The organism is Mangrovimonas cancribranchiae, from assembly GCF_037126245.1.
GTDB lineage: Bacteria > Bacteroidota > Bacteroidia > Flavobacteriales > Flavobacteriaceae > Mangrovimonas > Mangrovimonas cancribranchiae.
Window position 1 is genome coordinate 2846840 of sequence record NZ_CP136925.1, and the last position, 18178, is coordinate 2865017.

Here is an 18178-nt window from a genome sequence, read left to right on the forward strand (position 1 = left end):
GTAAAAATAAGCATCTTTTTGGATTAAGCTAAAAATAGGGACGGTTTTTAAACCGCTTCCGAACCAGAGAAATGCGCTTCCAATTCTTTTAAAGTAGCTTCACTAGTAGTAATGTCTTTAATAACTTCGCCTTTTTCCAAAACCACAATGCGCTCACAAACTTCGGTAACGTGCATTAAATCGTGACTAGAAACAAGCACGGTTACACCTTTGGTTTCGGCCAAATCCTTTATAAGGCCTTTTAAGCGGATTTGCGTAGTTGGATCGAGATTAGCAAAGGGTTCATCCAGAATAACAACTTCTGGATTACCAATTAAGGCTGCCACAATACCGGCTTTCTTTTGGTTTCCTTTACTTAAATCGCGTAAATATTTTTTCTGATTTAAAATTTCACCATTGAAGAGCTCCTCAAACTGTGTTAAAAAGGCATCGACATCGGCTTTGTTTTGTCCTCGTAACTCGCCAATAAAGTAGAAATACTCTTCGGGTGTCAAGTAACCTATCAAAAAACTTTCGTCTATAAATGCAGAGGTATGTGGTTTCCAGTCTTCGCTTTCATTAACTTTTATGTTGTTATTCTTCACATAACCTGTTGTAGGCTTTATTAAATCCAGCAACAAGCTAAAATACGTAGTTTTACCAGCGCCATTGTTGCCCACCAAACCAAAACTTTGTCCTTTTGGAATATCTAGGTTTTCTATATTCAATACGGTTTTGCTACCGTAGGTTTTTGAAAGATTAGAAGTTGTTATCATTGTTTTGCGTTATTTTAAGAATCTTGACTAAAAGCGTCTATCATTTTATATTTTGAAGCCAGATATTTACCGACTATGCTTTTCATTAGTTTTTGGTGAAGCACAATGCCCACAACACCAATTAAAGCCAAGGCTAAACAGGCTATTTCAAAATTAACCAACCAATTTACCACACCAAAAATGGCCAATGGCACTAACATAAGTGGAATACCAATTAGCCATTGCACAGCTCCCGTACCTTGATAGTTGAATGCAGCACGTTGGTTTAAATCTATTTTTTTTCTGTTGAAGGAACCGCCCCATAATATTACGTGTGTATTAACACCTATGTTGTAAATGGCGGCTGCCAAATGTGCCAGGAGAATGTTCCACCCAAAATACACATAAGGAATGCTCAACACGAACATCACGACCACACTAAAAGCCATTAAGTTGAATTTTGACTTTAAATACTGCTTGTACTGAATATTTTGGCTCATCAACATTTTGTAATATCCACTATCCCAAGCAGGCACAAATTGCCCAAAATTAATAAGGAAAATTCCCGTCACAAAAATACCTACAAAACCAAACATAAAAGGCTTATCGGCGTAAATGGGGTTGGGGTAGAAAAACAAGCCGTACAACAACCCAATAACTAAAATAAACACTGATGAACGCGGTCGTTTGTTGCGCCAAATTAACCGCAAATCCAATTGCATAAACGGTGCCGAATCGCCAAACTTTCTGGTCCATTCCAGATTGGAAGAATTTACTTCCTTCACATGCGATTTTAAAGAGCTATCCAAGAACAGTTTCTGGCGAAGCATTTTGAAATTCATCATATACAACCCAATTAATACCAAAATTGGAATGCCGATTAATAAAGGATTGTTATAAATACTATTTATGCCGTTTGACACCAAATCGGTAAACGAAATAATATTGAAGTAATCCAAGGCAAACAATCCGCCAGCCAATACGATAACGGGAAGAAAGGATAATTCGGTTTCAGACGAAAAGCTTTCCAGAATAAAATTCAGAAAATTAATAATAAGCGTGATGCACAATAAGGTGAGCATCCAAACCAATACCGAAACCGTTGGGTAATCGTTAATCAACAACATCACACCAAACGGAATAATTGCAAACATTGGTAAGAAGTTAAAAAACGACAACGCTGATTTTCCCAAGACATAATTAACCACCTTGCTACGTTTTACAGGTAAGGTTAGCAAAGGTTTTACACTCATTACGGGTAACTTCTGAAAGAAAAACCGCATCAACACATCGGCAATAATCCAGTAAAACAGGTAACTGTTTACGATTACTAGCGGATCTTGATCTGGAAATTGATCTTTTAACAAAGGATATAGAGCCACACCCAAAGCCAAAAACATCACAACAAAATACAGGGCAAAAAACACCAAAAGGATATTGAGTGCCATACTTTTTTGCCAATACGATGACCTAAAATATTGTTTCCATTCGAGGTTGAGAAAGTGCTTTAATGTCATTTTTTAAGGATGGTTTATTGCATTAGTACACATTTGTAGTGATTTGTTACATATTATATTCAGGATAGGTTTCTTTTAAGTGTTTTTGCGCGTTTTTAGGGATGACAACCGTACTGATATAAACATAGATAATGGTTAGTACATTAAGCAGTGAGAACAAAAAAGCCATTAACATTGAAAAATGTTCAGCCTCAAATACGTTAAGAACGTTATATATCTGCGGAAAGAACAGAATGGGCATCGCCAAGGCATTGCTTAAAATAACTTGCTCCAATAACCATAATTTCTTGCCTTCCTTTTTTTGACGTTTTCGTTTTAAAGAAAATTTAGTTCCCATTACAATGCTGTAAACCGAAACAATAAATAACATTACTCCCAAAATTATGCCCCCCCAATTCAGTTCTAAACAAGGTGTAAAACCCAAGCAACAAACTGATGGTCAATAAAACCTGTGGTAGCCTAAACCAATCCTTGGCATAGCTTAATAGCAGCTTAAAATACTTTTTGTGCATGGCTTTTTCACGGGCTTCCACCACGTCCATAAAACCAAATACACCAAATTTTTTAAAAGATTTATCCCGGGCTTCTTCAAAACTTAGATGTGGATTTTCCTCCCAAATGGCTTCAATATCGTTTGCCATATGGTCTACCAATTCAGTTTGTAAATCGTAGTACTCCACATAATGTTGCCTAGTGAATTTGTATAACTGCTCGATATGTTGCTCGGTAATGGTCACGATACGTTTTGGTATTTGTTTTTGTAATAAATGATGTGTCCTCTTAAGACTTTTATAAAGTTTATGAATAGCATTACATAAATTACTGAAAGCACTAAAGCTGTAATATTTTTGTAACTCTCAGGAATAAACCCAATGATAATATCCAAGACAAAACTAGCACCATAATGAAGAAAAATTAAAACCCACATCAACTGTTCAATCGCAATGTAAGAATCCTTAACAATAAACTGTTTTGACACATACCAAACCAAAACCAATAGAATAACGACAACCAATGATATGGCTTTCCAGTGTGTATATAAATTTCCTAAAGCGTTATATATTAATTCCTGCGAATAAAAGAACACCATAAAAACAAGCAAACCCAGCAATAGCGATACAGGTTTTACCATGGCTTTGCCCAACTCCAAAAACAGACGTTTGGTGGTTTTCTTTCTAAAAACTTTAAAGTCATCCAACAACTGTTTTTTGTTTGCAACCATATAGCTTTTAAACACCTCACGAAAAGATTCGTTTGGGTGTTTTGCCCATTCTTGTTCAATGCCAGAAGCCACGTGATCTATCATTTCCAAACGTACGTCTTTGTATATTACCTCAGAATTTTGCAAATAGGTATCAATAAAATGGATTTGATCTTGATTCAGCTTCATATTAAGTCGTCCATTTTGGATTCAACAAGACTTGCATCGTCTCAATATAACGCTCCAATTCATTGAGCTTGCTTACGGTTTCCTTGGCGCCTTTTTCGGTGAGTTTATAATATTTTCGCAATCTATTATCCACACGTCGCACCTCAACTTCTAGCAAACCGTCAGCCTCCAATTTATGCAAGGCTGGATATAGGGCGCCTTCAGTAATTTTTAATTCGCCATCGGTAAGCGCCTTTACCTTTTGGGTGATTTCGTAACCATACATTTTAGGATGCTCCGACAAAAGCCTTAAAATAATGGTCGTTAAACTACCTTTATACAATTTTGAATTTGACATAAAACAAATATACCTAAAATTCTTATGTATAAAATACTTAGGTATTATTTTTTTCTTAATTTCAACGGTATAAGTCAACGCTTCCTTATTTTTGCCAAAAATTTATTCTATGGCAACGTTTCATAAACTCACTATAAAACATATTATTAGAGAAACTTCTAAAGCAGTAAGTATTGCTTTTGAAGTTCCCGACGAATTAAAATCTGAATTTCTATTTAAAGCGGGACAATACATTACCTTAAAAACCACTTTAAACGGTGAAGAAATCCGCCGTGATTATTCCATTTGTTCAACACCGCAAAGTGGCGACCTAAAAGTAGCCGTAAAAGCTGTTGAAAATGGGACGTTTTCGCAATATGCCAATACACAATTACAAGAAGGCGATACGCTAGATGTTGCGCCACCAAATGGTCGTTTTACGTTTGAGCCTGATACATCGGCCAACAGAACCATTATGGCTTTTGCTGCCGGTAGCGGAATTACACCTGTTATTGGCATTATAAAAACCCTTTTAACTGAAGAGCCTAATAGCAAAGCGGTTTTAGTTTATGGCAACAAAACCCCCGAAGAAGCCATTTTCTTGCAAGAATTAATCGCATTGCAATCGCAATACAGTGATCGGTTTTCCTTGCAATTGGTGTTTAGTCAAACGCAAGAAGACGATGCACTTTTTGGACGTATTGAAAAAAGCTCTATCAATTTCAGCATAAAGAGACATATAAAAGACGCTGATGTTGACGCCTACTATTTATGTGGTCCAGAAGGTATGATTACCACAGTAAGCGACGTCCTAACAGAAAGTGGTATTGCCAAGGACAAGATTAAGTTTGAACTGTTCCAAGCCTCAACTCCAGAGCCTTCTAACGGAACTGATATTTCTGAAGGGCAAACCCAAGTCACGGTTATTTTAGATGATGAGGAAACCACCTTTGTGATGGACAACAAAAAATCGGTTTTGGAAGCAGCGTTAGCCGAAGATCTCGATGCACCATATTCTTGCCAAGGCGGCATTTGTAGTAGTTGTTTGGCACGACTTAAAGAAGGTGAAGTAGATATGCGCCAGAACAATATTTTAACCGATAATGAGGTTGCTGAAGGCTTGGTACTAACCTGTCAATCACACCCAAAAACACCTAAGATTATCGTAGATTATGATGATATTTAGAATTCCTGAAAAGCAGGAATCTCTTAAAAAGAGACACTGAAATCGAAAAGTCGATGAGTCTATCTCGCTTCACTTGAAATGACAACCTGTACTTTATCTACAACCCTTTCAACTGGAATACTTCCGGCTGCATTTTCATAACCTTCAGGAAGTTTATCACCATAAACCGAGGTTGGTATTTTTGGATATTGGTTCCTATCGGCTAGTAAACAATAATCTTCTGGTTGGTTAAATGGTGCAAAACCAGCATACGGATGCGTCACGCCCCAAATGGTAACCGTTTTTATACCTAACATAGCTGCTAAATGTGCGTTACCCGAATCCATAGAGAGCATCACATCAAGATTGGAAATCACATCTAATTCTTCTTTGAACAGTAATCGACCGGCAAGGTTAACTAGATTTTTATTATCGCACCAAGACTCTAAAATTTCGGCTTCGGCTTGGCTACCAAAAAGAATGACTTTATACGTTTTTGAAAGTGTTTTAACGACTTGTTGCATCATTCCCAACGGATACATTTTACTCTCGTGAGCCGCAAATGGCGCCACGCCAATCCATTGTAAATGATCTTGTCCGAGCAATTTTTTGGAAGCTTCAGAAAGTTGCCTGCGTTCTGGAAATTCTGGATTTGATAAATCAACAGGAAACCCTAAGTTTTTAAATACATCGGCATACCGCTGATAGGTTGTTTTAAGTTGCTGAAAACTTTCCCCTAAAACCAAGGCTTTCTTCTCGGCGCGACCTTTATCTATTTGAGTGGTTTTTATTCCGAATAGAAACGTTTTTAAGATTTTTGATCGTAAGACATTATGCAAATCTGCAATGGCGTCAATTTGTAGGGTTTTAAGTGCTTTGGATAGTTTCCAAAGACCTAAAACACCTTTATGTTTTCCTTTTACATCAGCGATATAAACCGTAACATTAGGAATGTCTTCAAAAAAAGGCGCAAAAAAACCGCGCGTAAGCACGGTTACTTTTATATTAGGGTATTGTTTAGTAAAAGCTCTCAACACAGGAACTGTCATCGCTACGTCACCCATTGCGGAAAGACGAATAACAATTATGTGACTGGGCTTTAACATCTATTCCTTAAAGAGATCCTGCTTCTGCAGGGCGTTTTTACTTTCTAGCACGAAGTACTGGGTTAAGCTCGTCGTCGTTGTACATTTTCATTTGCTTGTACACTTTCATATACTTATCGCCATTGGCAATATCGTTAAGCAAATCGTCGATAGCAGTCGATAAATCTACGCGTTGTTCAAGCAACACGTCTAATTTTTTCTGGCAAGCGTCTCGATGGTCTTGAGAAGCATCTTCACGAGTTGCCTCCACATTCATATGATAAATTTTCAAGGCTAAAATAGATAATCTATCGATGGCCCAAGCTGGGCTTTCGGAATTTATTTTAGCATCTGGCTTTACGGTAACGTCTTTATATTTATCTAAAAAATAACTATCAATAAACTCTACCGTATCGGTTCTATCTTGATTAGAAGCATCAATTTTTCGTTTCAGAGCCAAGGCATCAACGGGGTCGATATTTGGGTCTCTAATAATATCTTCGTAAGCCCATTGTACTGTGTCTATCCAACATTTTCTGTATAACAAATGTGCGATTAAATCCTCGTTTTTGTCATATTTATTATGGAAAGGTTGCTCTACGGTATTTTTGATTTTGTACGTGTTTATAGCCTCTTGAAAAATGCGATTGGCTTTGTCTGAAAACATATCTTTTTAATTTTGAAGTACAAATATAGGTGTATTTCTTAACTTTACTCGATAATCGAGATTTGAATATTACAAAACTGTTTGCTAAATAAATATATTACATATGCACCTACATAACCTTGCCGAAACCAATTCTATTTTAAACACATTTATTGCCGAAATGCGCGATGTAAATATCCAAAAAGACACGATGCGCTTTCGACGAAACATAGAACGTACTGGCGAAATTTTAGGGTATGAATTAAGCAAGTCTCTTAACTTTTCAAACAAGGAAATCACGACTCCTTTAGGCTCTGCAAACTCTAATCTTATTAGTGATGATATTGTGTTGTGTTCCATTTTGCGTGCTGGAGTCCCGCTTCATAATGGGTTGTTAAATTATTTTGACAATGCTGAAAATGCGTTTATTTCAGCCTATAGGCATCATAAAGACAATCCTGAAAGTTTTGAGATTATTGTAGAGTATTTGGCTTGCCCAGACTTGAACAACAAAACCTTAATTCTAGCCGACCCCATGTTGGCCACCGGCCAATCTATGGTTTCTACTTTCGAGGCTTTAAAACCTTTTGGCACACCTAAAAATATTCATTTGGTTAGCGTTATTGGAGCTCAAGAAGGGGTTGATTTTGTCTCAAAACATTTTGATACCAATACCCATTTATGGATTGCCACAGTTGATGAAGCATTAAATGAAAAAGGCTATATTGTTCCAGGTTTAGGTGATGCTGGCGATTTAGCTTTTGGGCAAAAATTACAGCACTAAACTAGCCAAAGGTGTTAAAATTAATAGCCAAAGAAGAACTTCTTTAAACCATTTTTCCGAAGCTATTTCAATATAATTTGTTAGAATAATGGATAATGGTGCAAACAAAAAAATGAATTCAGCACCAGACTTTTCGGGTGCAATCACTAAAATTCCCGCTGCTATTAATACAGCAATTAACACCAATATATAAGAAGGTTTGTAACTTTTAGATTTTGCTTTTAAATTTTTTAGGTAATAGAATAACGACCAAATAAAATAGGATAGAATAATGGTTGTTGAAATAATAATTTGCCTAGAGTTTAGGTTAGTAAAGTCAAGACTTATGCTGTAATTAAACTGTTTGAAATAAGAGTTTAAATCATTTCCTAAAACAATTTGAATACACACCGCAATAATGGCGACGGTTAAGATACCCAAAAAAGGAATAACCCAGTTTTTTACATCTACAATTTTAAAAAGTAAAAGTGCAGCAAAAATCAACACAAAAAACAAGCAAGACCAAAAGTACAGTAAAGTCGCCAAGCTTATCCAAAACGCGGCATCAAAGAGTTTTTTCTTTAACTCTTTTTTAGATCGTAGACTTATAATACGTCGCATAGCAAGTAACACAAAAAGATTTGCTATAAGAATTTTAGAGTTTAAAAATGATTGCGGAATCATTATTAAAAACAATGTAAAAAACAGAATACGATAGCTGTTTTTCTTGGTAAGATTGTTTTTTCCTGTTACAAAATCGAACACAAATACCGAAAACAAACACACCCCAAACAACCCCATTTGTTTTAAAATTGAAACGGTATTTAGCTCAACCGTAACTAACGTTGTTTTAGCCCATATAAAAGCCACCAATAGCATTAGGCTAACTACCAAAAAATGAATGGGCTTTGCTTTGCTAAAAAAACTTGAAATCATTGATATTGTTCGTATATTTGCTCTGTAAATATATAGATAAACCCTTTAAGCTCGTAAAGAGCACCTTAAATTATATACAATGAAAGATTTTTTCTACGCTATTCAAGACCTTTTTGTAAATGTATTATTTACACCACTTGACGCTTTAAGAGCATTAGAACTAGACAATTGGTTTGCCGCTAATGGCCTTAACTGGATTTTTATGGCAGTTGGTTTTGTAGCTTTTATTTATTGGATGGGTCAGTTGAAAAAATTCAACGACAACAACGAAGAAAATAAAAGTATTACAGCGCATAAATACTTATAAGTCGAAACCAATATCTTTACGATAATACATCTTATCAAAATGTAGTTTTTCTATATTTTGATAAGATTTTTTTAGTGCTTCTTTGTAAGTTTTACCATAACTAGTCATAGCTAAAACACGTCCACCAGAAGTTACAATTTTTCCATCTTTTACTACAGCTCCAGCATGAAATGGTATAGAACTTTCTATATCTTCTAATCCGGTGATTTCTTTACCTTTTTCGTAAGCTTCTGGATAGCCGCCTGAAACCATCATAACCGTAGTTGCAGCACGGTCGTCAATCTCAACATTAATTGTATTTAATGTTTGATTAGAAATAGCTTCAAAAATATCGACTAAATCATTTTTTAATCTTGGTAAGACCACTTCGGTTTCTGGGTCGCCCATTCTTACATTATATTCTATAACTTTTGGATCGTCTCCTACTTTTATTAAACCAATAAAAATAAACCCTTTATAAGGTAAGTTGTCTTTTTGAAGTCCTAAAACCGTTGGTTTTACTATGCGTTCTTCAATTTTATTAAGAAAGTCTTTAGTTGCAAACGGCACTGGGGAAACGGCTCCCATGCCACCAGTATTTAGGCCTGTGTCGCCTTCGCCAATACGTTTGTAATCTTTGGCTGTTGGCAGTACTTTATAATTCTTCCCATCGGTTAACACAAAACAACTCAACTCAATACCATCTAAAAATTCTTCTATAACAACTTTAGAACTTGCGTTTCCAAACTTCGCATCAACAAGCATATTTTTAAGTTCGGCTTTGGCGTCTTCCAAATCGTTTATAATTAAAACGCCTTTTCCTGCTGCTAATCCATCGGCTTTTAATACATAAGGAGGATTTAAAGTTTCTAAAAATTGATAACCTTCTTCTACAGTCTCCTTATTAAAGCTTTGGTATGCCGCCGTTGGTATATTATGACGACTCATAAATTCCTTGGCAAACTCCTTACTTCCTTCTAATTCTGCAGCGGCTTTTTGTGGACCAATTACAGCAACGTGTTTTAGCGCGTCATCATTTAAAAACATATCGTGAATACCTTGCACCAATGGGTCTTCTGGACCAACAACAACCATATCGATGTTCTTATCGAGAACCAGTTGTTTAATCGCTTTAAAATCGGTTACACCAATGTTTACATTTTCTGCAATTGCGGCAGTACCTGAATTTCCTGGTGCGACATAAAGCTTAGTACATTTTGAGCTTTGGGCCGTTTTCCAAGCAAATGTATGTTCTCTTCCTCCAGAACCTAAAATAAGAATTGTCATAGTTGTGTTGTTTGCCGCAAAAATAATTGCTTTTACGCTTAAAAAATAATTAGATTTGAAAAAAGATACGATGGCTATTTACAAATTGCTTCTTAAATACATGATTTTGCCTATTGGCAATGTGTTTTATGGTGGTCATTATCTTAATTTTTTGACGCAGTGGGATGATTATGATGCCATGTCGGAAGATGAATTGGAACACATTCAAAAGAAAAATCTTGACAGCATTTTAAGCCATGCCGCGAAAACGGTGCCTTATTATAAATCATTATCGTATTCCTCGCTTGCAGACTTTCCTATTTTAACAAAAGATATTTTAAGGAGTCATAAAAATGATTTGGTTTCAAGTGATTTTGATATTACATCGTTAGACAAACATCATAGTAGCGGTAGTACAGGTATACAATCGTTTACTTATATGACCCAAGAACACACCTTTTATTTAAGAGCCTTACAAACACACTGGTGGCGTTGGAGTGGTTATAATTTTGGAGATTATTTACTACAGTTTGGTATTTCACAAAAACGCCCATTGCTTAAAAAATTAAAAGACTTTTTTTATAGATGTTACTACAACAAGGCCTTTGGAATATCTGAAACAACTTTGAGACACATCCTAAAAAACATTAGCAAAAAAAAAGGCATTTACATTGCTGGTTATCCTTCGGTTATTAATCAATTGGCAATGGTTGAAAACAATCTTAAATTAACGCCTAATGTTTCTGGTATTATTTGTTTTGGCGATAAATTATTTAATCATTATACAACCAATATTAAGCAAGCTTTTGGTGACTCGGTTACTATAATAGACACTTATGGTTGTGCCGAAGGTTTGCTTATGGCCTGTAAATATGATTTAGAGCATTACTACATTATGTCGCCTCATGTTGTTTTAGAAGTTGTTGATGATAACGGAACCCCTGTAAAAGATGGTGAAATGGGACATGTTTTGGTGACTTGCTTAACTAACAAAGCAATGCCTTTAATACGATACAAACTTGGAGATTTAGCCATTAAATTACCTAAAGAGCATTATCCAAAAAACCGAAAACTAAACTATCCGTTATTACAAAAGGTTGTCGGTCGGGAAACCGATATTATAAAAACCACAAAAAACATCACCCTTAATATACATAGTTTTACAGGTGTTTTGGAATATTATCAAGAGATTAAACAGTATAAGGTTATTCAAAATAGTTTAGAGTCTATTACAATTCAATATATCGCCGACTCCAATTTTAATGAAGCTTGTTTAGATGAGATTAAAACAAAACTAAATACATTAACCCAACAATGTTTAAATATCTATTTTGAAAAAGTCCCTTATATTGCTCCAACCAAATCTGGTAAACCTCAAATTATTGAATCTAATTTAAATAAATCATAAACATTACTATAGTTGCTGGAGCTCGACCAAATTTTAGAAAAACAGTTTCTAATGTGCTTAAAAAATAGTGTGATATTATAAATGAAAACCATCTGTATTTTAACCAGTTATTTTCCACCAGAAACAGGTGCTGCATCAAACCGTATAGCTCATATGGCTCATGGTTTAACAAAACAAGGCTATAATGTTACAGTAATTACACCGTTGCCTAACTATCCTACTGGCAAAGTGTTTAAACCGTTTAAAGGACGGTTTAAACACACTTCTATAGAAAATAATATCACCATTCATAGACTTTGGATATATGCAAGTAATTCTAAAAATAAAATAAAACGTCTTATAGCCATGCTTTCTTATAGTTTTAGTCTAGTGTGGTTTTTTCTTTTTAATAAACTTCCGCATAAAATCATTATACAATCACCACCGCTTTTAGTGGCTTTTACTTGTATGTTGTTTTTAAGAAAAAGCAAACATAAACTTATATTAAATGTAAGTGATTTATGGCCTATAGCTGGTTTGGAATTAGGAACTTTTAAAAAGAATTTGAGCTATCATATTCTAGAGAAAATCGAACATTATAACTACAAAAAAGCTGATTTAATTTTAGGTCAAAGCAATGAGATTTTATCACATATAACATCTATTCAGGCCAAAAAGGAAACCATTTTATATAGAAATTATCCCGATTTTGAACCACCTAAAATTGATAAAAAACACGTATCAAAAGGGAAAATAAAAATAGTATATGCTGGCTTATTGGGTCACGCTCAAGGCATATATAAACTGTGTCAGAAACTAGATTATACTAACATTGAATTCCATATTTACGGTATGGGTGCTGAACAACAAAAGATTGAAGCTTATATTTCAAAGCATAAGGAGTTATCTATTTTTTATCACGGTGGCGTTTCTCGTGAAGAGCTTCATGTGGCTTTAAAGACATATGATCTCACTATTATTCCTCTATTAAATAGAATTTATGGTTCTGTGCCTTCAAAAATATTCGAGTATGCGAGACTTGGCTTACCTATGATTTATTTTGGTGGCGGCGAAGGTGAAACTGTTATTAAAAAATATGCTTTAGGCTGGATTGCAGAATCTGGTAATTACAACCATTTAAATCGTGTTATTAATTCAATATCCTTATCGCAAATAAACTCAAACGTTAAAAGTGATATCCAAAAACAGGCATTAACACATTTTGATTTTAAACAGCAGCTTAAAAAGCTCTCCAAAGCTCTTTAATAAGCTTTTTCTTCTCCTTTAATCGCGTTTATAAAGGTTTTGTAAATAATTTTTAAATCAAGGAAAATTGACCAGTTTTCTATGTAAAAAATATCAAACTTTACACGACCTATTATGTCTTTTTCAGTTTCAACCTCTCCTCGAAAACCACTTATCTGTGCTAAGCCTGTAATACCTGGTTTAACAAAATGGCGCACCATAAACTTATCTATTTTCTTGGCATACATATTTGTATGACTTACCATATGAGGTCTTGGCCCAACAACCGACATGTCGCCAAACAACACATTAAAAAATTGTGGTAATTCATCAATACTAGTTTTTCTAATAAAACGACCAACCTTAGTAACACGTTGATCCCCTCTAGTAGCTTGGTGTAAATGAGCATCTTTATTAGGTGTCATTGATCGAAATTTATAGCAATCGAACTCCTTATAATTAAACCCATTACGAGATTGCTTAAAAAACACAGGGCCTTTAGATTCTAATTTAATTAAAATAGCTATTATCGGTGTTAACCACGATAGAATAAAAATAATAACCATACTAGAAAATAGAATATCAAAGCCTCGTTTAATAACCAAATTGATAGAATCCTCTAGTGGTATATTCCTTAAAGACAATATTGGAATATAATCGTAATATTCATACTTAAGTTTTTTAGAATAAATCTCTTTATTATCAGGTAAAAACTTAAGAATTTTCAAGTTATTATCTGCAAAATCAACAACTTCGCTTATTTGGGAGTTTGACAATTCTGAAATAGAGCAATAAATTTCATCGATATCTTCCTCTTTAATATAATTAAAATAACCGCTTAAATCGACATTTTTTTTATCGCTAAAACTAAAGGTTTTTTTATGCACATACCCATATTCAGGGTTTTTATTAAAAAAATCTTGTAGTGCCAACGTTTTTTTATTCTCTCCAAAAATTACTGTACGTCTATAATTACCACCAAAAGCTGTTCGATACTTTTGGAGTAAATAATATAATGTGAATTTAAAAATTGTTATTAATAAAAATGAAGCAAAGACATATTTAAAAACCATATTGGGTTTAATCTCTAAATCGGTAAATAACCCAGAAAAAGCAAACACAATTAAGGTGAATAACACAAGCTGCCTAATAATTAAAGATAATATGGTAACCTCTCTCGTGTAACGATAAACTTCATAAAATTTAGAGGGAAAAGAAAGAACAATCCATGCTAAAGAAAAAAACAAAATAAACAACAAAGGGTTTATTTCTTTAAAAAAATACAATAACCCCAAACCATGAATAATACTTAAATCTATTAAGTATGATATAGGTCTTATATATCCTGAGTACCTTCCGTGTTTTAATCCTGGCATATAGACTACTTAATAATATGTTTGGTAAAGTCTTTGTGTTCGCTTCTAAACAATTCTTCTTCGTTTAGCTCTTTAAAATAATCAAACGTTTTTTTCATGCCCTCTTGACGCTGAACTTGTGGCTCCCAACCCAATAGGTTTTTGGCTAAATCTATATTGGGTTGACGTTGCATAGGATCATCTTTGGGCAACTCTTTGTATATAATTTTTTGATCTGTTCCAGTTAATTTAATAATCTCTTCGGCAAAATCTTTAATTGAAATTTCGTTAGGGTTACCAATATTAACAGGTGATGCATAATCGCTAAACAATAGTCTATAAATGCCTTCTACTTGATCATCGACATAACAAAAAGATCGTGTTTGAGAACCATCGCCAAAAACAGTTAAATCCTCGCCACGAAGTGCTTGCCCCATAAAAGCAGGTATAACACGACCGTCGTTTAATCGCATTCTTGGACCATAGGTATTAAAAATACGTACAATTCTAGTTTCCAAACCATGAAACCTATGATAAGCCATAGTAATAGACTCTTGAAAACGCTTCGCTTCATCATAAACCCCTCTTGGCCCTATAGTATTAACATTACCATAATAGTCTTCGGTTTGTGGATGCACTAAAGGGTCTCCATATACTTCAGAAGTTGAAGCAATAAGTATTCTTGCTTTTTTAGCTTTAGCTAAACCTAAAAGGTTGTGGGTTCCTAAAGAGCCTACTTTTAAGGTTTGTATAGGAATTTTTAAATAATCTATAGGGCTAGCAGGCGATGCAAAGTGTAATATATAATCTAACTTACCAGAAACATGGACAAACTTAGAAACATCATGATGATAAAACTCAAAATGTTCTAATTTGAATAAATGTTCTATGTTTTTTAAATCGCCTGTAATTAGGTTATCCATACCAATTACATGGAAACCTTCTTTGATAAAGCGGTCGCATAAATGCGATCCTAAAAAACCAGCTGCGCCAGTAATTAAAACTCTTTTCATTAACCTATAATTTTTCTACCAATGGAGCTGTAATAGAATCCTTGGTTTTTAATATCTTCTAAATCATACAGATTTCTGCCATCAAAGATAATAGGTTTGTTCATATTTTCTTTCAGTTTATTAAAATCTGGTGTTCTAAAGATACTCCATTCTGTACAGATAATCAAAGCATCCGCCTGTTTAGTAGCTGCGTACATATTATCTATATATTGTAAGGTGTTTCCAAATCGCTTTTTAATATTTGGCATGGCTTCAGGATCGAAAACCTGCAATTTTGCACCTTTTTTTAGCAAATGCTCCATAATATAAATAGATGGTGCTTCTCTAATATCATCGGTTTCTGGTTTAAAGGCTAAGCCCCAAATAGCAAAGGTTTTTCCTTTTAAATCACCATTAAAATAAGATTCGATTCTTGGTAATAAAATGGTTTTTTGCTTATTGTTGATTTGAATTACCGAATCCAGAATTTGAAAGTTGTAATCGTTGTCTTTTCCTGATTTATGTAATGCTTTAACATCTTTTGGAAAACACGACCCACCATAACCAATACCTGGAAAAAGGAAGCGTTTGCCAATACGAGAGTCGGTTCCCATACCGCGTCTTACCTTATCAACATCTGCACCAACTTTTTCGCAAAAGTTAGCAATTTCGTTCATAAAGGTAATCTTGGTTGCTAAAAAGGAGTTTGCAGCATATTTTGTAAGCTCAGCCGATTTCTCGTCCATAACAATAATAGGGTTACCTGATCTTACAAAAGGTTTGTAAAGCTTTTGCATTAAAGCTGTTGCTCTTTCAGAGCTTAATCCAATAACAATGCGTTCTGGTTTTAAAAAATCATCTACTGCGAAACCTTCTCTTAAAAATTCTGGGTTGGATACCACATCAAAATCGACATTGGTTTCTTTAGAGATGACTTCGGTCACCTTATTGGCTGTTCCTACTGGCACGGTACTTTTGTCTACAATAACTTTGTAGTCGTTTATTAATTGACCGATGTCTTTAGCGGCTCCTAAAACATACGATAAATCGGCAGAACCGTCTTCATCTTCAGGTGTTGGTAACGCTAAAAAGATAATATCGCCATGGTTAACACCTTCTTGTAAGGAAGTTGAAAACTTCAAGCGATTTGCTTTAATATTTCGGTCAAATAGTACATCTAGGTGTGGTTCGTAAATAGGCACCACTCCGTTTTGCATTTGTTTAACTTTATCTTCATTGATATCTATACAAAGGACATCGTTTCCTGTTTCTGCTAAACAAGTTCCTGTTACCAAGCCTACATAGCCTGTTCCTATTACTGATATGTTCATTTATTTTGTTTTAATTGTAGCAAAAGTAGGGAATATTTAATATGATATAATGTTTGAAAGCTTAATAAATTTATATGAAACCCGTTATGGCTTTAGCCTTTTTTTAAGTCTAGCTTTCATACTGCTGCGAGAAATCAACAAGGGGGTAATGCTTTTGTTGTTTAGTTTAACTAGCGTATAGTTACTTTCTTTGGAGTTGTATATAAGTTTTTTGTTGTTTTTAAAATATAAGTAAAAATCACGATTTTCAATGAACATTTGGTTTTCTGAGTTTTCAAGCAACATACTTTTAATTGTTAAGGTATTATCAATAATGTTCTCGCCTAGGTCAATTTGCATGTCAATAGGTTCTTGTTCAAGGCAAAATTCGATAAACCGCCCTTCTAAAACGCCTTTTACTGTATCTCTTATTTGGTTTTTGGTTCTGTAAATTAACTCTGTTTTGTTGTTTTGATTCATTTGCGTTTCAATCCTAACTCTGAATTTATACTCCTTTCCATTACAACATTCATAACAGGATGTAGTAACAAGTGGGAGAAAGCACAAAACCAGATAAATATTCAAAAATTTTCTCATTTGATAAAAATAATCAAAATATAAATTAAAGATGCTTATTGTTTATCGTATACGATTAATATTGTTAATTTAGATGTTAAATTAATTTGATTGAAATCAATGAAAATTGGAATAGACGCCAAATGGTATTTTAATGGTCACCCAAGTGGCAAAGTTGTTGTAGAAAATCTTGTTAATAAGCTTATTGAAGCAGATTTCTCTAATGATTATTACATTTTTTTAGATAAAAAAGACAAGAATCTTGTTTTTCCGTATAAACAAAGCAATGTTTATTTAATATATGTGCCAAACAGGGTTAATGCTTTTACAAATTTTTTCATTCTTCCCTTTTATACATCCAAGTATGGTTTAGATGTTTGCCTCTATCAAAATTATGCCCCGTTATTTGGCGCAAAAAAAAGAGTCAACTATGTTCACGATGCTTTGTTCATAGATTTCCCAGAATATTTTTCTCTTTCTGAAAGAATCTATTTTTGGCCAATGAAATATTTGTCTAAATTTTCTGATCACGTTATAACTATTTCTCATTCTGAAAAGGAAAGAATGGCAACTCATAGGTTTTCAAAAAAAGATAAAATAAGTGTTGTTCATCATGGTTTAGGCTTAACTAAAGAGCCTAATAGTGCTACTAATAATTTAGATATATTTAAAAAATATAATCTCCCAAAAAGTTATATTTTATACCTTGGTCGATTAAATATTCGAAAAAACATACAGTCGCTTTTAAAAGCTATGCCTAACATTGATGATGCCACTAGTTTGGTAATTGTTGGTAAAGACGACCATAAAACCATGGATTGGGATTCGCTTATAAAACAATTAAACATAACAACCCGTGTTTATAGGTTAGGTTTCGTTCCTGAAGAAGACATTTCGTTTTTGTATAAAAAGGCTTGTGTTTTTTGTTTCCCTTCTTTTGCTGAGGGTTTTGGTCTACCTCCACTAGAAGCTATGTCTTATGGCGTGCCAACAGTTGTTTCAAACACTACTTCTCTGCCTGAGGTGTGTGGTGATGCCAGTTTGTACATAGACCCCAACAACGAAAAGGACATTGCTTTACAGATTAACACTATTTTATCAGATGATAACCTCAAAGAAACTTTAATAAAAAAAGGTAGATTAAGAGCAAAGTCCTTTAGTTGGGAAAAGGCAGCTCGGCAGGTTTTAACCATTTTAGAATCATTATAA

The 18178-nt window shown here is 34.2% G+C and carries 20 protein-coding genes; 6 read left to right on the plus strand and 14 right to left on the minus strand.

What is annotated here, in order from left to right:
• Positions 1–47: 47 nt before the first annotated feature.
• The 6 genes from R3L15_RS13170 to R3L15_RS13195 are packed head-to-tail and all read right to left on the minus strand — an operon-like array spanning position 48 to position 3978.
• Positions 48–755, minus strand: coding sequence for an ABC transporter ATP-binding protein (locus R3L15_RS13170; protein WP_338732219.1), 708 nt, complete (start codon positions 753–755; stop codon positions 48–50).
• 14 nt (positions 756–769) lie between these two features.
• Positions 770–2251, minus strand: coding sequence for a DUF5687 family protein (locus R3L15_RS13175; protein ID WP_338732220.1), 1482 nt, complete (start codon positions 2249–2251; stop codon positions 770–772).
• 46 nt (positions 2252–2297) lie between these two features.
• Positions 2298–2588 (minus strand): hypothetical protein, encoded by a 291-nt coding sequence (locus R3L15_RS13180; protein ID WP_338732221.1) that lies wholly within the window; start codon positions 2586–2588, stop codon positions 2298–2300.
• Positions 2578–2988 carry a hypothetical protein gene (locus R3L15_RS13185; RefSeq protein WP_338732222.1) on the minus strand — a complete coding sequence of 137 codons (411 nt, stop codon included), beginning with the start codon at positions 2986–2988 and terminating at the stop codon, positions 2578–2580. The genes R3L15_RS13180 and R3L15_RS13185 overlap by 11 nt, the downstream gene beginning before the upstream one ends.
• A complete protein-coding gene (locus R3L15_RS13190; protein WP_338732223.1) occupies positions 2985–3641 on the minus strand; it encodes a hypothetical protein in 657 nt (218 codons plus the stop codon). Before R3L15_RS13190 ends, R3L15_RS13185 begins: the two co-directional genes overlap by 4 nt.
• A 1-nt stretch (position 3642) precedes the next feature.
• Positions 3643–3978 carry a PadR family transcriptional regulator gene (locus R3L15_RS13195; protein WP_338732224.1) on the minus strand — a complete coding sequence of 112 codons (336 nt, stop codon included), beginning with the start codon at positions 3976–3978 and terminating at the stop codon, positions 3643–3645.
• Between the two features lie 109 nt (positions 3979–4087).
• On the opposite strand from R3L15_RS13195, the gene R3L15_RS13200 reads away from it, so the two are divergent.
• Positions 4088–5143 (plus strand): ferredoxin--NADP reductase, encoded by a 1056-nt coding sequence (locus tag R3L15_RS13200; protein ID WP_338732225.1) that lies wholly within the window; start codon positions 4088–4090, stop codon positions 5141–5143.
• Between the two features lie 59 nt (positions 5144–5202).
• On the opposite strand, the gene R3L15_RS13205 is transcribed toward R3L15_RS13200, so the two are convergent.
• Together R3L15_RS13205 and R3L15_RS13210 are read right to left on the minus strand one after the other, a co-directional pair.
• Positions 5203–6228: a glycosyltransferase family 9 protein gene (locus R3L15_RS13205; RefSeq protein ID WP_338732226.1), complete on the minus strand. Its 1026-nt coding sequence runs from the start codon at positions 6226–6228 to the stop codon at positions 5203–5205.
• A 37-nt stretch (positions 6229–6265) separates the two neighbouring features.
• The gene (locus R3L15_RS13210) at positions 6266–6874 is read right to left on the minus strand and encodes a DUF4254 domain-containing protein (protein ID WP_338732228.1); all 609 of its coding nucleotides are present in this window, start codon (positions 6872–6874) and stop codon (positions 6266–6268) included.
• Between the two features lie 103 nt (positions 6875–6977).
• On the opposite strand from R3L15_RS13210, the gene upp reads away from it, so the two are divergent.
• The gene (gene upp / locus R3L15_RS13215; RefSeq protein WP_338732230.1) at positions 6978–7637 is read left to right on the plus strand and encodes a uracil phosphoribosyltransferase; all 660 of its coding nucleotides are present in this window, start codon (positions 6978–6980) and stop codon (positions 7635–7637) included.
• On the opposite strand, the gene R3L15_RS13220 is transcribed toward upp, so the two are convergent.
• Complete coding sequence (locus R3L15_RS13220) at positions 7626–8552, minus strand: DUF6427 family protein (RefSeq protein WP_338732232.1); 927 nt, start codon at positions 8550–8552, stop codon at positions 7626–7628. The genes upp and R3L15_RS13220 overlap by 12 nt on opposite strands.
• Before the next feature lie 79 nt (positions 8553–8631).
• Here R3L15_RS13220 and R3L15_RS13225 point away from each other — a divergent pair, with 79 nt between their 5' ends.
• The gene (locus R3L15_RS13225; protein ID WP_338732233.1) at positions 8632–8859 is read left to right on the plus strand and encodes a DUF6341 family protein; all 228 of its coding nucleotides are present in this window, start codon (positions 8632–8634) and stop codon (positions 8857–8859) included.
• Here R3L15_RS13225 and purD read toward each other — a convergent pair.
• Positions 8854–10125, minus strand: a complete 1272-nt coding sequence (gene purD, locus R3L15_RS13230; protein ID WP_338732234.1) for a phosphoribosylamine--glycine ligase — start codon at positions 10123–10125, stop codon at positions 8854–8856. The genes R3L15_RS13225 and purD overlap by 6 nt on opposite strands.
• A gap of 55 nt (positions 10126–10180) precedes the next feature.
• On the opposite strand from purD, the gene R3L15_RS13235 reads away from it, so the two are divergent.
• Complete coding sequence (locus R3L15_RS13235; RefSeq protein ID WP_338732235.1) at positions 10181–11512, plus strand: hypothetical protein; 1332 nt, start codon at positions 10181–10183, stop codon at positions 11510–11512.
• 81 nt (positions 11513–11593) lie between these two features.
• Positions 11594–12757 carry a glycosyltransferase family 4 protein gene (locus tag R3L15_RS13240; protein WP_338732237.1) on the plus strand — a complete coding sequence of 388 codons (1164 nt, stop codon included), beginning with the start codon at positions 11594–11596 and terminating at the stop codon, positions 12755–12757.
• On the opposite strand, the gene R3L15_RS13245 is transcribed toward R3L15_RS13240, so the two are convergent.
• The 4 genes from R3L15_RS13245 to R3L15_RS13260 form a co-directional block, all read right to left on the minus strand.
• Entirely contained in the window at positions 12754–14112 is a 1359-nt protein-coding gene (locus tag R3L15_RS13245) for an undecaprenyl-phosphate glucose phosphotransferase (RefSeq protein WP_338732239.1), read from the minus strand. The two genes, R3L15_RS13240 and R3L15_RS13245, sit on opposite strands and share 4 nt — an antisense overlap.
• A 5-nt stretch (positions 14113–14117) precedes the next feature.
• Positions 14118–15104, minus strand: coding sequence for a UDP-glucuronic acid decarboxylase family protein (locus tag R3L15_RS13250; protein ID WP_338732240.1), 987 nt, complete (start codon positions 15102–15104; stop codon positions 14118–14120).
• On the minus strand, positions 15104–16414 hold the full coding sequence (locus R3L15_RS13255; RefSeq protein WP_338732242.1) for a UDP-glucose/GDP-mannose dehydrogenase family protein: 1311 nt from the start codon (positions 16412–16414) through the stop codon (positions 15104–15106). Before R3L15_RS13255 ends, R3L15_RS13250 begins: the two co-directional genes overlap by 1 nt.
• Before the next feature lie 84 nt (positions 16415–16498).
• The gene (locus tag R3L15_RS13260; protein WP_338732244.1) at positions 16499–16873 is read right to left on the minus strand and encodes a hypothetical protein; all 375 of its coding nucleotides are present in this window, start codon (positions 16871–16873) and stop codon (positions 16499–16501) included.
• Between the two features lie 216 nt (positions 16874–17089).
• Here R3L15_RS13260 and R3L15_RS13265 point away from each other — a divergent pair, with 216 nt between their 5' ends.
• Positions 17090–18178: a glycosyltransferase family 1 protein gene (locus R3L15_RS13265; protein ID WP_338732245.1), complete on the plus strand. Its 1089-nt coding sequence runs from the start codon at positions 17090–17092 to the stop codon at positions 18176–18178.

Excerpts from the sequence above, each read along its gene's own strand:
- R3L15_RS13170 (WP_338732219.1), bottom strand. The coding sequence starts at position 755 with ATGATAACAACTTCTAATCTTTCAAAAACCTACGGTAGCAAAACCGTA.
- R3L15_RS13175 (WP_338732220.1), bottom strand. The coding sequence starts at position 2,251 with ATGACATTAAAGCACTTTCTCAACCTCGAATGGAAACAATATTTTAGG.
- R3L15_RS13180 (WP_338732221.1), bottom strand. The coding sequence starts at position 2,588 with ATGGGAACTAAATTTTCTTTAAAACGAAAACGTCAAAAAAAGGAAGGC.
- R3L15_RS13190 (WP_338732223.1), bottom strand. The coding sequence starts at position 3,641 with ATGAAGCTGAATCAAGATCAAATCCATTTTATTGATACCTATTTGCAA.
- R3L15_RS13195 (WP_338732224.1), bottom strand. The coding sequence starts at position 3,978 with ATGTCAAATTCAAAATTGTATAAAGGTAGTTTAACGACCATTATTTTA.
- R3L15_RS13200 (WP_338732225.1), top strand. The coding sequence starts at position 4,088 with ATGGCAACGTTTCATAAACTCACTATAAAACATATTATTAGAGAAACT.
- R3L15_RS13205 (WP_338732226.1), bottom strand. The coding sequence starts at position 6,228 with ATGTTAAAGCCCAGTCACATAATTGTTATTCGTCTTTCCGCAATGGGT.
- R3L15_RS13210 (WP_338732228.1), bottom strand. The coding sequence starts at position 6,874 with ATGTTTTCAGACAAAGCCAATCGCATTTTTCAAGAGGCTATAAACACG.
- upp (WP_338732230.1), top strand. The coding sequence starts at position 6,978 with ATGCACCTACATAACCTTGCCGAAACCAATTCTATTTTAAACACATTT.
- R3L15_RS13220 (WP_338732232.1), bottom strand. The coding sequence starts at position 8,552 with ATGATTTCAAGTTTTTTTAGCAAAGCAAAGCCCATTCATTTTTTGGTA.
- R3L15_RS13225 (WP_338732233.1), top strand. The coding sequence starts at position 8,632 with ATGAAAGATTTTTTCTACGCTATTCAAGACCTTTTTGTAAATGTATTA.
- purD (WP_338732234.1), bottom strand. The coding sequence starts at position 10,125 with ATGACAATTCTTATTTTAGGTTCTGGAGGAAGAGAACATACATTTGCT.
- R3L15_RS13240 (WP_338732237.1), top strand. The coding sequence starts at position 11,594 with ATGAAAACCATCTGTATTTTAACCAGTTATTTTCCACCAGAAACAGGT.
- R3L15_RS13245 (WP_338732239.1), bottom strand. The coding sequence starts at position 14,112 with ATGCCAGGATTAAAACACGGAAGGTACTCAGGATATATAAGACCTATA.
- R3L15_RS13250 (WP_338732240.1), bottom strand. The coding sequence starts at position 15,104 with ATGAAAAGAGTTTTAATTACTGGCGCAGCTGGTTTTTTAGGATCGCAT.
- R3L15_RS13255 (WP_338732242.1), bottom strand. The coding sequence starts at position 16,414 with ATGAACATATCAGTAATAGGAACAGGCTATGTAGGCTTGGTAACAGGA.
- R3L15_RS13260 (WP_338732244.1), bottom strand. The coding sequence starts at position 16,873 with ATGAATCAAAACAACAAAACAGAGTTAATTTACAGAACCAAAAACCAA.
- R3L15_RS13265 (WP_338732245.1), top strand. The coding sequence starts at position 17,090 with ATGAAAATTGGAATAGACGCCAAATGGTATTTTAATGGTCACCCAAGT.